Annotated in this window: 11 protein-coding genes and 1 pseudogene; all 12 read right to left on the bottom strand. The window is 46.3% G+C overall.

Translation table 11 applies throughout. The features are described 5' to 3' along the window. A pseudogene (locus tag HGO97_RS20415) lies at positions 1–285 on the bottom strand (hypothetical protein); the annotation flags it as partial. A 438-nt stretch (positions 286–723) separates the two neighbouring features. Further along, a complete protein-coding gene (locus HGO97_RS20410; protein WP_216244780.1) occupies positions 724–2,217 on the bottom strand; it encodes a flagellin N-terminal helical domain-containing protein in 1,494 nt (497 codons plus the stop codon). A 192-nt stretch (positions 2,218–2,409) separates the two neighbouring features. Next, on the bottom strand, positions 2,410–3,216 hold the full coding sequence (locus HGO97_RS20405; protein ID WP_216244779.1) for a M15 family metallopeptidase: 807 nt from the start codon (positions 3,214–3,216) through the stop codon (positions 2,410–2,412). Between the two features lie 12 nt (positions 3,217–3,228). Next, on the bottom strand, positions 3,229–3,837 hold the full coding sequence (locus HGO97_RS20400; RefSeq protein ID WP_216244777.1) for a PilZ domain-containing protein: 609 nt from the start codon (positions 3,835–3,837) through the stop codon (positions 3,229–3,231). Between the two features lie 3 nt (positions 3,838–3,840). Continuing rightward, positions 3,841–4,215 (bottom strand): EscU/YscU/HrcU family type III secretion system export apparatus switch protein, encoded by a 375-nt coding sequence (locus tag HGO97_RS20395; RefSeq protein WP_216244771.1) that lies wholly within the window; start codon positions 4,213–4,215, stop codon positions 3,841–3,843. Continuing rightward, entirely contained in the window at positions 4,202–5,593 is a 1,392-nt protein-coding gene (locus HGO97_RS20390; protein ID WP_216244769.1) for an antitoxin, read from the bottom strand. The genes HGO97_RS20395 and HGO97_RS20390 overlap by 14 nt, the downstream gene beginning before the upstream one ends. Before the next feature lie 33 nt (positions 5,594–5,626). Continuing rightward, positions 5,627–7,243 carry a DUF342 domain-containing protein gene (locus HGO97_RS20385; protein WP_216244767.1) on the bottom strand — a complete coding sequence of 539 codons (1,617 nt, stop codon included), beginning with the start codon at positions 7,241–7,243 and terminating at the stop codon, positions 5,627–5,629. Positions 7,244–7,289: 46 nt separating this feature from the next. After that, on the bottom strand, positions 7,290–8,024 hold the full coding sequence (locus tag HGO97_RS20380; RefSeq protein WP_216244765.1) for a flagellar hook-basal body protein: 735 nt from the start codon (positions 8,022–8,024) through the stop codon (positions 7,290–7,292). A gap of 39 nt (positions 8,025–8,063) precedes the next feature. Further along, the gene (locus tag HGO97_RS20375; protein ID WP_246597640.1) at positions 8,064–8,801 is read right to left on the bottom strand and encodes a flagellar hook-basal body protein; all 738 of its coding nucleotides are present in this window, start codon (positions 8,799–8,801) and stop codon (positions 8,064–8,066) included. Position 8,802: 1 nt separating this feature from the next. Continuing rightward, positions 8,803–9,585 (bottom strand): sigma-70 family RNA polymerase sigma factor, encoded by a 783-nt coding sequence (locus HGO97_RS20370; protein WP_216244763.1) that lies wholly within the window; start codon positions 9,583–9,585, stop codon positions 8,803–8,805. A gap of 27 nt (positions 9,586–9,612) precedes the next feature. After that, positions 9,613–11,661: a flagellar biosynthesis protein FlhA gene (flhA, locus tag HGO97_RS20365; protein ID WP_216244760.1), complete on the bottom strand. Its 2,049-nt coding sequence runs from the start codon at positions 11,659–11,661 to the stop codon at positions 9,613–9,615. Between the two features lie 2 nt (positions 11,662–11,663). Continuing rightward, complete coding sequence (fliN, locus tag HGO97_RS20360) at positions 11,664–12,707, bottom strand: flagellar motor switch protein FliN (protein WP_216244758.1); 1,044 nt, start codon at positions 12,705–12,707, stop codon at positions 11,664–11,666. Between the last annotated feature and the right edge of the window lie 6 nt (positions 12,708–12,713).

Genomic DNA, 12,713 nt, shown 5'->3' with positions numbered 1-12,713 from the left:
TACCCACGACGCAGTTTTGGACGGAAATATCCCTGTCACTGGGATAATAGATTTTATTTCTATACTAAAGTGCCTAGGAAGAAGCCGCTTCTTGTCGCACTCATTCTTCATCCGCATATACAGGACATCATCCCAGGTAGTGATTTCCAATTCTTCTGAATCCGTATACTGTGTACCGTTCAACGCATTATACAGTTCTAGTAAACGCTCCTTTTCTGAGAACAACATCCTGAATACTCTGTCCTTGTACAGTCTGTTTGGTTCCAATTTTTCTCTTGTGTTCATAAAACTTCCTCCTGAATTTTCATATTTTTTCAGAAAACAGTCTCTATGAACTCTGTGTATAACCTTTTCTGGTACTTCCTTTGGTGGAATCTTTGGGGATACTTTTAAGAATATTATAGAACATAACCCTGTTGATGGCAAGCTAGCCTGCCTAGAATCCTAACGCCAGATATGATAATCAGAAGAAACATAAAACAGCTCATACGGAACTGCTTTCTGTGTGATTTAATTCTATTCTTACATAGATTGAGTGATATAGCAAATAAAAGTTCTATAAACTTAACCTACCTAACCTGTAGTAATTCATCCCACTAAACACATTTTTGACAAAATACTTTCACCCCAGCATTTTAGCATTTAAATACAGTAATCCATCTATTATACTTCAAAAGAAAAGCACCGCGGCGCGGTGCTTTTCCTCCTTCAACACATTTAAACTTACTGTAATAACTGTAATACAGACTGTGGCTGCATGTTTGCCTGTGCCAGCATTGCCTGTGCAGACTGCATCAGAACGCTGTTCTTTGTGAATTCCATCATTTCCTTAGCCATGTCTACGTCACGGATACGAGACTCAGCTGCTGTGATGTTCTCAGTTGTAACACCCAGGTTATTAATGGTGTGTTCCAGACGGTTCTGGATGGCACCTAACTTACCACGCTGAGTCGATACTGTATTAATAGCAGTTTTAATCTTGCCCATCGCAGCGGATGCGCCTTCTCTTGTACTGATGTCAACACTATTTAAATCAAGCGCTGTTACATGGATATCTGCAATGCTTAAATCCAACTCATTCCATGTATCATTTGTATCACCAATCTGAAGTGTAAGACCACCGCCGGCAGCAATACCTGCACCATGATCAAGAGCCAAACCACCGTTTGTTTCAACTGCTAAATCGGCCGCACTCATTTTTCCTTCGAATGAAACCGACATACCTGCCCCCGCCTTTGACAGCAGATCATTCAGTTCACTGGCACTATACTCTTTTCCTGCTTCTAACACAACCGATGTATTACCATTAGTTGCATCTACCGTAACCCCCTTGTTACCAGCAGCCAAGATTGTAAGAGTACTTGTGTTTATACCAGCCTTGTTGGCCGTAACTGTTAATTTTCCATTAACTGAATCAACAGTAGCTTTTTTAGCCGCTTTTGCTTTACCATCCGCAGCTGCAACGATACTATTATTTGCTGCGCCTGTTTTAAACCCATTATCAATCGTAAGTTTTATTTTACCTGCTGCTTCTGCTGGTGTTCCTGACATACCATTAATCAGCTTGTCTAAATCAGCTTGTGTATACTCTTCGCCAGTTTTCAAAGTAAGTGTCAGTGTTTTACTATTTGCACCTGCTCCCCAAGTTGCAGTTCCTGCTTTAGCAACAGCAGTATCCTGCTTAATTTCAATTGTATAACCTTCCGGTGCTTCAAATGTAAAGTTTACTGGATTAGAAGCGGCATCCAGATTAGCCGCTGTACCAGCTACTACAACGCCTGTTGTTCCAACTCCCATCGAACCATCCAGCAGTTTGATTCCATTAAAATTAGTACTATCAGCAATACGGTTAATCTCATCTTTCAATGCACTAACTTCATCCTGCAGAGCCTGACGGTCTACATCATCTGTATAAGTACCATTGGATGATTTTGTAGCAAGTTCCATCATACGGTTCAGCATGGAATGAACTTCCTGCAATCCACCTTCTGCTGTCTGTACTAATGAAATCGCATCCTGTGAGTTGTCAGATGCTGCATTGAGACCTTTGATCTGTGCTCTCATCTTCTCAGAAATAGCAAGTCCTGCTGCATCATCGCCTGCGCGGTTGATTCTGTAACCGGATGACAATTTCTCCAAAGATTTTGCGATGTTGGAATTGTTGATTCCTAATTGACGGTGTGAGTTTAACGCCATAATGTTGTGTTGAATCCTCATATCATTACCTCCATGTAATTTGATTCCGGGAATTCCATTTCCCTTTTATTAATGTGTTCTGCCAGACGGGCCCTGTCCGACAGTGAGCCGGCAAAATGTTCCAATCTTACCGCTCTGTTATTATTATCGGACCAAATCCCAAACTCTTTACCGTCAATATTCACAAATTTCCCATCTTGTTTTTATCTATTTTTACCCATATAATCCCTGATCCAGATAAAATTCCTCCAGGCACAGTCCATGTTCTTTCATATACTGGGCCGCTTTTACGCCCACATATCGGAAATGCCACGGCTCGTAATTGATTCCTGTCTGATTCTCTTTCCCTTGTTCATAACGCAGGATAAATCCGTAATCACTTGCATGTTCACGCAGCCAGATGCCCTCCGGTGTATCTGCAAATCCCACATCCAGAGCCAAATGACCGCCTGAATAGATATCCACAGCAAGGCCCAGCCTGTGTTCTCCTGATTGTGGCACACTGACTTCTTTTTTCGCCAGCTCTTCCGCTTCCTTTTCCGGGTGCCCCTGGTCGATGAACTCCTGAATTTGCTGCTGATACAGCTCTGTCTGCTTTTCTTTTGTCCGATAGCCGGAGCATACGATCGGGTCCATCCCCTGCTGCCTCATCTCAGCCAGCATTTTCATCAAAGGTCCGTAGACCCGTTCATCCACGGATTCTTCGGTCCCATCGATCTTCTTTAGCTGAATATTGATATTTTCCGGTACCGGATGGCTTTCATTGGTCAGTATCAGACTCCACATTTCTTCCTGTTCCAAGACAAGAGCATCCCCTGAATCCGGGGACGGCTTCTCTTTTGTTTTTTTCAGTTCCAGCACCGATACCTGCTTCTTCGCATCCTCTACCTTCTGCTGTCCTTCCATGGTAAGTCTCTGCTGTCTGGAAGCAAAATAGAGGAGCACCAGAATCAGTAGAAAGGTATAGATCATCAGGTGCCTTGTCCTGTGGGGACTCGTTCCTCTGCTATTCTTCTTCATCTGTGTTCTCCTCTAGCGAACTCGTTTCAACTGGTCGTTCTGCTTTTTGAGCATAAATTTATAAAGCTGATCCTCCTGCAGCATAGTCAATTCTGTGAATTCACATCCACATCCCATATATCCCTTATCAAATTCCACGTGCCTGCGAACAATGCAGTGGAATGCGTTCGTATTCCCCAGGATAGGGATTCGGATAGTCAGATAGGTTCCAATTGAATACTCCCTCTTACTCTTGAATAAAAGCCCTCCCAGGCTGATATCTACAAGCTCCACCTCGAATTCATCCGCATTCTCATCGTAGAGATAGCCATACTCCCGGACATTGATCCGAAAGAACTCTCTTTTTTCAGATGCAGCGGCTTCACTCAGATTGATGATCCTCACAAGTTTGGACGAGGATATATAGACACTGCCAAGCAGTACCCGAAAACCAATCTGGGAATTATAAATTTCTATTTTTACCAGCATATTATAGGGAATCTCCGGCAATTCATTTCTCGTATTACTGATATCAAGATAAGATTCCTTGATTTTCTGCAGTGTCCCCATTGTCAGAAGATCATTACTTTTCGTCTTAATTACACAGGATGCCCCTACGTATGCATCTTCTAAGATTGGCATTTTCTATTCCTCCGCGTCTTTCCTTTTCTTCCCGCTTGTGAGATTTGCCCTCACACCGCTTTTCGTTCCCCCGGTACGACTGCTTTTTCTTGCCGTGGTGCTTCCATTTCCTTTGATCTGCTCTGAAGTCTCCATCAGCTTACAGTAGATTGCCGCCACCACCTCATACAGCTCTGTAGGAATATTGCTTCCCACCTCCATCATACATAACATGGATGCTGCGCTGTCGTCTTTAAAGACCGGGATTCCTTTTTTCTCTGCAATATCTATGATTTTTTCCGCTGCTGTTCCATACCCGGATGCAATCACCACCGGAGCGGCATCCTCCTCTGCATTGTATTTCAACGCAGCAGCTTTATTTTTCTTATATTTTGACATCCACACCAGTCCTTTTGTACGGTAATGTTTTAAATACATCCATCAGGGAGCGCGTCTTCTCCATCTGGTCAATCTTGATCTCTGACAGATGGTAACCGTGTTCCTGAATGATTTTCTCAAAGGTCCCATATAAGCCTGAAAATACACGATGATATTCTTTCGGACAGAACAGATAGAACTTCAGATAATCTCCCGCCATCCAAAATTCCGCCTCGAACTGTCCAATCCCTTCGATATCAAAGGTAATCAGCACGTGTATCCCTCGTGTTGTCCCCTCCTTCGTCTCCTGATAGTCATTCGGATCTACCCACAATTCCGAAAAGGCTGTCATATCGTGGTAGGACAGAGGAATCACAAAATGCAATAGCGGTGTATAGTTGCAAGGAGAGGATAGAAGACTAATGATAATCTTCTCGATCTTATCCCCATTGAGACTGGTGATATCTGTCTCCTGATCCTGTTTCCCGATGATCTGTGCAAGAACACTCATGATACGAGAACGGTTTTCCTGTGCTTCGCCATTCTGATATCTTTCCAGATATTCTAAGACCAATGCTTTGAGTTCTTCCTTATTCTCCCGTCCATTCACGTGTACTAAGACATTCAGCAGCGCCTCATTCAGGCATTGGGGATTGTCCTGATAACGGGACAGATTGTAAATGATGATGGGAACGACCTTCTCCATCTGAGGGCTGTAGAGAATACTTCCCTCTACTTCTTTTAACACCTGCAGGATATTCTGCTTGAGAGGCTGGAATTCTTCATCACTCATGGGGTATCTCGCCCTGGCTGCTAATTCCGCAAGCTTTGCTGACAGGGTACTGCTCCCGGTCAATTGATCGGACAAAAAATCCAGATTATTGGCCGCAGAATCCAAGACATCTTGTCTGGATAAGATTCCATTCATGGCCTTTAAAAGCTCTGCCACTTCCTGCCTGATGCCCGGTGTCTCATGCAGCATCCCACGCAGAAAATCAAACAGCTCACCTTTAAACAAAGTGGAAGAAAATTCCTGCCGCATCAGTTCCTCCACGATCTGTTCCGGCTGAATCAAAAGAGACTGAAAAAGCTGCTGTATCTCCTGAGTCACGGTGTTATTATTCACTGGGAGCAGGTTGATAATTTCCTCCAGCATGTAAATATTTTTCAAATAATTCACAGTGACGTCAGGGTCCTTTAACAAATTCATCAGGACCGCGGAGCCAGTCTCATTCTGGTAGACATTATGCTGGCCTAACAGTTCACTGGACTGGTTATTCCTCACAATATGGCTGATTTCCTGAAGGTCAAAGGGAACCGACGGGTCCTGCGCCGCTTTATTGGTCTGAATCACATTTTTACTGACCATAGGCGCTGTTACTTTTAATATGTCCGCCATCTTCCCTTTCCCCCTTTTGATTTCCTGTATTTTTTAACGCATTCCCTTCTGTATCTCCCCATTCACGAGATAGAAAGAGCAGCATTCCTCCTGCCTTTTAATCGTCAACGCTGCATTCCCAATACGGATGACCGTCCCCTCATGGACGATATCCGCCACAAGACGGCTTTTTCCCACTTCCTGGATTCGCTGGTTCATCTCCGCCAGACGCTTCCTTAACTGCTTTAGCATCATCTTGTTCACAGGTTCCCTGATCTTTAAGTCATTGAGGCTGTGCTTCTGCTTTTCTGTGATGGTCCCGGCCTGCTGCTTCGCGGTCAGATAATCCATATCCTTCTTGCAGTCGATCAGCTTCTTCGTCACCTCTGCCAGTTCCTGCTTGGTCTGCTCCATACGGTCCAGAAGTTCCGGCGTGACTCCCAGGATCACTTCTGTCGGGACATGGCTCATTGCTCCCACCACTTTGACGCGCATCGTATTACACACAGCGCACCGTCCCCCGATAAAGGCCCCCTTTTTTCCCGCAAGAATCACGTCCTTTTCACAGGAGACTTGGGAGTTGATGATATACTCCGCTTCCACATTTCCCTTCGCATAGATTGTGCAGTCCTCCAAAAACTTTCCGGTCACATTCCCACCGGACTTTAGGATGCCCGTCTTCATACCGCGCATTCCCTTGTGGAGAAGGATATCACCACCTGCAATCAATTCCGCACCTTCCACCATTCCCACTACGGTAATATCACCTTTTGCCTTCACGGAATATCCCTCGAACACATCCCCGTGGATGTAGACACTTCCTGTAAAATTGATATTTCCGACAGAGTTATCCACATTTCCTGCAACTTCGTACACATTTTCCACATGGAAACGGCCATTGCGGAAGGTCAGATTGCCTTCACAGCCCGTAAGGAGCTTATCCTTTTTCTCCGAATATACAATATTCCTTCCCTGTGGGATGGGCGGCATCTTGCCCCGCTTTCCGGGTGCTGGTCTGCCGAATACATCGATTCCATCCAATGGCTCCTCGGGCATGCTGATTTCACAGACAACATCACCCTTTTTCACGTTATGGATCAGATTCATGGTCTTGAAATCAATCCCGCCGTTTCCTGTCTGGGCGAACTTTAATTCTCTTTTCCTGGGAAAATAATCTTTGATCCGTCCATTCTTTCCGTCAATCGGAGGTTTCCCCTCTGCAATTTGGAACATCTGCCTGTAGGCCTTCTTCTCTACGATCTCGTTAATTCTCTTGGAATCTACGCCGTACACGATGCCTTTTTTATTCAGGGCGTCCAATATCATCTGTCTTGTAACATCCTGTCCGTTTCCCTCAGGCTCGGACACAAAGATCATGGCGGCCATCTTGTCATCCTGCACGGTCAATTCCACGCAGGCATCCTTCGACTCGGGTTCCAGTTCGGGCTCTGCTTCGTCCTTTGCCTCGCCTTCCTCTTCCTCCAATTCCAGATCATCATCCCAGTCATCGAACATATCACCTAGGATATCTTTTTCTGTCAATTCTGGCTGAGCGCTACCGTCCATATAGGAGGCCGCCTCCTTTTTCCGTTCCATATCCGCGTCATTCCAGTCTTCTACTGTCTCAATCATAGAATCATAATCACTGTCATTGTCATACCTGTTGTCCATCCATGCACCTCCTGCCCGTTGTCTTTCTTCTGACGTACTCTATGCTTTACCTGAGATTATTAATCATCTCTTCTACTTCATCCGCGGAAGTCACGATCCTGGCATTCATCTGAAGCGCACGCTGTGACTCAATGACATGAATCATCTCCGTGGCCGTATCTGCCATGGAGGCTTCCAATGCGCCGCTCACGAGCCAGTGCCCCTCCGAACTCTTCACAGACACTGCGGTCCCTGAATTCTCACTCACACGACAAAGGTTATTGCCCATCATCGTAAGCCCGGAAGGATTTTCAAACGTATAGAGACCAATCTGCCCTTTCAGTGCATTCACATCCGGCGTTGTCGTTCCTTTTAGGACCGGGACCTGAATCTTATTCCCGTTGCCGTCCAGCACGAACCCGCCGACGGCGTTCATCAGATATGGCGCCCCCTGACTCATACCGATACGAAAGGACCCATCCCTTGTATAAGAAGTCGTCCCGCTGCCATCATCAATTGCAAAATATGCCTTTCCTGCGACTGCAAAATCAAGCGGCCTGTCTGTTTTCTCCAGTACCCCCTGCAAAAACACAGAATCCACGCCAGCCACGTGGCTGCCATGACCTGTCTTGTGCTCACCTTCCGCCTTGGTATTCATATCTGTATACATCAGATCCTGGAAGGAGACTTCCATATTTTTATAGCCTGTTGTATTCACATTCGCCATATTATTGGCCGTGACATCCAGCTTCTCCTGACATGCCAGCATCCCGGCCGCGGCTGAATAAAATGCTACATTCATCTATCTTTGTCCTTTCTGCTTCTGCTGAAACAAACTCCTCTAAAGCTTCCCGATCTCTGAAGCCGTCTTCTGGTTCATCTGATCAATGATGGTGAGCGCTTTACCGCAGGACTGAAACGCCCTCTGCACACTCATGGCATCTGTCATCTCTTTACCCAGGTTGACATTCGAAGCCTCCAGCCTTCCCTGGCTGACTGTAGGATAGACTCTCGTTGTCTGACCGCCGGATGTATAAGTCCCGTTGTCATTCTGGACCAGTGCATCATAATCGGCAGGCTCTTCCACCCGAAGCATGCCCAAAAGCTGTCCATTCTCTGAAAACACGCCGCCTGTAGAACCCACATTAAAAAATCCGTTATCTACTTTGATCGGGCCGTCATCTCCCAGGACGCGTCCTACGCCCCGAAGGACCAGATATCCCTCATTATCCCTGTCAAAATTGCCGTTCCGGGTCAGGTATTCCTGCCCTTCTCCCTGGATCACAAAGAATCCGTTCCCACTGATCGCCATATCATATGGACGATTCGTTTCTTTCAGATTCCCCTGTGTAAAGTCAATGGCCTCCTCTGCCACAATGGCAATAGGAGAACCTCCGCCGATATTGGTCTCTATGCCGCCCTGCTGCCTAAGGAGTTCCTCATCGAAGGTCGTTCCTATCACTTTTTTTGCCTGATAACCGGGTGTATTCTGGTTTGCCATATTATTGGAAACCGCATTCAGCCGCCTCTGGTTCATCAACATTCCCGATGCAGCCGTATAAAATCCTGAAAACATCATATCACCCTTTCCTGTATTCTTCCAGTTTTATCTTCAGTTTCAAAATCGCTTTCGTATGGAGCTGGCACACTCTGGATTCACCAACGCCCATGACCTCCGCGATCTGTGCATATTTTAATTCCTCATAATAATATAAAGTAATGACCAGGCGTTCCTTCTCTGTCAATGTATCGATGGCCTCTGCCAATACCCGCCTGATCTCCTTTTGGAACAAGCTGGCCTCCGGACGGATGGAAAGATCCATGCTGGCAGGTTCACTTTTCATTGAAAATGCTGCCAGATCCTGTAGTACATTTTCAAAAGACAGGATGACGGAATGATTCATGACTTCTATATTCTGATCTAACTTTTCCACGGGCATCTCCATGTGCCTGGCGACCTCCTCCATGGATGGCTCCCGCAGCTTTTCATTGGCGACCTCCATGTAAGCCTGGTCGATCTGTTTTCCAAGCCGCCTGGTCCGGTGCGGAATCCAGTCCTGCTTACGGATATAATCGATCAGCGCTCCCCGCACCCGGATAAAGGCATAGGTCTCGAACTTTGCTCCCCTGGTGCCGTCATAGCGCTCCAGACATTCCATCAGTGCCAGGACTCCCTGGTTGATCAGGTCTTCCTCCTCCACAGAGCTTTTTAAAATTCCCCGAAGCTGCACGGCCGCCCGCCGTACTATGTACAGATAATCCATCAGAAGCTCGTTGCGCAGGTCTACATCATCCGTCCTTAAGTACTCCTCTAACTTCTGGTGTTCCTCTGTTTTTCCTGTCGATACTGTCTGTTTTTCCATAACAGCCGGCATCTTATTCACCTCACTTTAAGGAAGCCTGATGCTCCCCAGTGCCTGTATTTGTATATTGTTGTCTATCTCACTGAACGATACTACCGCTACATCTGGATAGAACTGGTCTAATAATTTCTTGAAATAAATCCGTACCACCGGTGAGGTCAGTATAATCGGAACACTCACCAATTCCTTTATTTTATTGATTTCTTCTGTCGCAGAGCTGATGATCTGCTGAATCGTCATAGGCTCCAGTGTCAGATAAGACCCGGTGTCTACCTTTTTCACAGAGGCCATGATCAGATTCTCGATCTTCTCGTCGAGGCTGACCACCTTCATCTGTCCGGCTTCTGAAAAACGATGCGAAATGGTTCTTCTCAAAGCCTGGCGCACATACTCTGTCAACATATCCGTATCCTTGGTCTGCATTCCATAATCGCCCAATGTCTCAATAATAGTCTCCATATCCTTGATCGGCACGCCCTCACGAAGGAGATTTGCCAGAACTTTTTGGAGATTCCCCACGGAGATGATGTCCGGGATTGTCTCATTGACGATCATCTCATTCGTCTTCTTTAAGTTTTCCAGAAGGTTATTGACCTCCTGACGGTTCAGCAATTCATGAAGATGCTGCTTGATGACCTCTGATAGATGCGTGATGATGACCGAGGTCGGATCGATCAGTGTATAGCCTGCCATCTCCGCCTGCAGCTTCTTATCCTCGCTGATCCATTTTGCCGGAATGTGGAATGCCGGATCAATGGTATCGATTCCTGTGATTTCTTCTGCATGATCTCCCGGAGACAACGCCAGATAGTGATTGGTCAGGATATCTCCTCGGGCTACCTCCTCGCCCTTTAGCATAATGCTGTACTGGTTCGGGTTGAGCTGTCCGCTGTCTTTCAACCGGACAGACGGAATGACAAATCCCATCTCCATCGCCATCTGTTTTCGGAACATGACAACACGGTCGATAAAGTTGCCGCCGCTGCTCTCATCCACGAGAGGTATCAGGCTGTAACCGAATTCCATCTCGATCTGCTCTACATTTAACAAGCCATATATATTTTCCACATTTTTATAATAGGAAGCCTCACTCTGTACCTCCGCCTCCACAAGTGACGGTGCCGCCGCCTCCAAAGCTGCGGTCTGTCTGCGCTGTACAACGATTCCGAGGGCAATCAGTGCTCCCGCTATGACCAGAATCTGCACCACCGGGAATCCCGGGATAAAACTCAGGCACGCTGCCGCACATCCGGCGATGATCATGACCTTCGGTTGTGCCAGGAACTGGCTGCTGAGTTCCTCACTCAGATTATTCTGAGATGCGGAACGGGTCACGATCATACCCGTGGACACAGAGATCAGAAGTGCCGGTATCTGGGATACCAGCCCGTCTCCGATGGTCGCTGTAGTGTAGATCTGCATGATTTCACTAAAACTTCCCTGCTGGTTCATGAATCCCACGATCAGACCACCGATAAAGTTAATTACGGTAATGATAATGGATATGATGGCATCTCCCTTAACGAACTTGGTCGCACCATCCATAGAACCAAAGAAGTCTGCTTCTCTTTGTATTTTAGAACGTCTCTCCCGTGCCTCCTGCTCATCGATCAGTCCGGAATTCAGATCTGCATCAATGGCCATCTGTTTTCCCGGCATGGCATCCAGCGTGAATCTGGCTGCGACCTCTGCGACTCGCTCGGAGCCCTTAGTAATAACAATGAACTGAACCAGCACGATAATGAGGAAGATGATGAATCCAATTACAGCATTTCCCCGGATCACGAATTCTCCGAATGTCTTAACGACCTGACCTGCGTATCCATTATCGAACAGAATCCTTCTTGTGGACGATACATTCAGCCCCAGTCGAAGGAGTGTCGTGATCAAAAGGATGGACGGGAAGATAGAAAATTCCAGTGGCTCCTTGATATACAATGTCATACACAGAATCAGAAATGACAATGAGATATTAAATATAAACATAAAATCCAGGATAAATGTAGGCAGCGGTAGGATGATCAGGAAGATGATCCCAATCACCCCGGCTGTCAGCACGTAATTAAATCTTTTCAACTTTACTCACCATTTCCAAAGATGTTCGTCTTGTTTACAATTTCTGTCACGCGGACTCCAAAATTATCGTCGATCACAACTACGTTGCCTCTGGCGATCAATTGTCCGTTGACAATGATGTCTACAGGTGCGTCTGCCTGCTTCTCCAGCTCCACTACAGTGCCGCTGTCAAAGCTTAAGACTTCTTTGAGCTTCCTTTTCGCACGTCCGATCTCTACCGTCACATTCAAGGGTACATTCATGATCAGTCCCAGGTTACTTTTGTAAGGAATATCCTGAATCACACTGTCCTGTGTACCAGCACCTTTTTGGAAGTTCACCTTCGTTCCTGCAAAACCTCCTGTTCCTGCCACATTGATATCCCCCATGGGAACGTTTCGAATACTTTCTGCCTTTTCCTTCATCTTCTGTTCTTCCTGTGCATCCTTGATAAGCTGTTCTTTCTTTGCCTTGATTTCTTCCTGGATGCTCTCCTGTGCCTCTGCGGATACCACCTGCAGGAATTCGCTGTCTATCATTCCGTCGATATTCATCTTGTGGCTGATGACCATGACTGTCGAATCTGGATCTTCCCCCATCACCTCCGGAAGACCTTGTATATCCTCCGATGTCGTCAATACACAATCCGAGGATTTCATCGTATTCCCTAAATAGGCTGCCATCGCCTCAGTTGCACTGTGTACCATCTGGTTCATGATCTCATTGGCCGCACTTAAAGAAATCTCATCGAATACGAAATCCGGGCTCGCCAGTTCATCAATTCCCATCAGCTTATTTAAGAAAATCTGGATGTCCCTCTGTCGGAAAATTAACAGCTCCGTGCCTGCCACCTGGGATGTCAGACAGCTTTTCACGAAGATCGCCGGCTCCAGAAGCATGTACTCCACATTCTTTAGCTCTATATGGGAAGCCTCCGGCTGTGTGACCGTGATCTGCGTCCTCATAATCGAGGACATCGCCTTTGCGGCCGCCTCTTGATAGACACCCGTCATCTCATAAAATACATTCTCGCCTGTTACTTCTGTGATATTCTGTGCATTCGGCATGATAGA

This window comes from Faecalicatena faecalis (assembly GCF_012524165.2).
In the GTDB taxonomy this organism is placed as follows: Bacteria; Bacillota; Clostridia; order Lachnospirales; family Lachnospiraceae; genus Faecalicatena_A; species Faecalicatena_A faecalis.
This window is presented reverse-complemented; position numbering and strand designations above follow the sequence as displayed.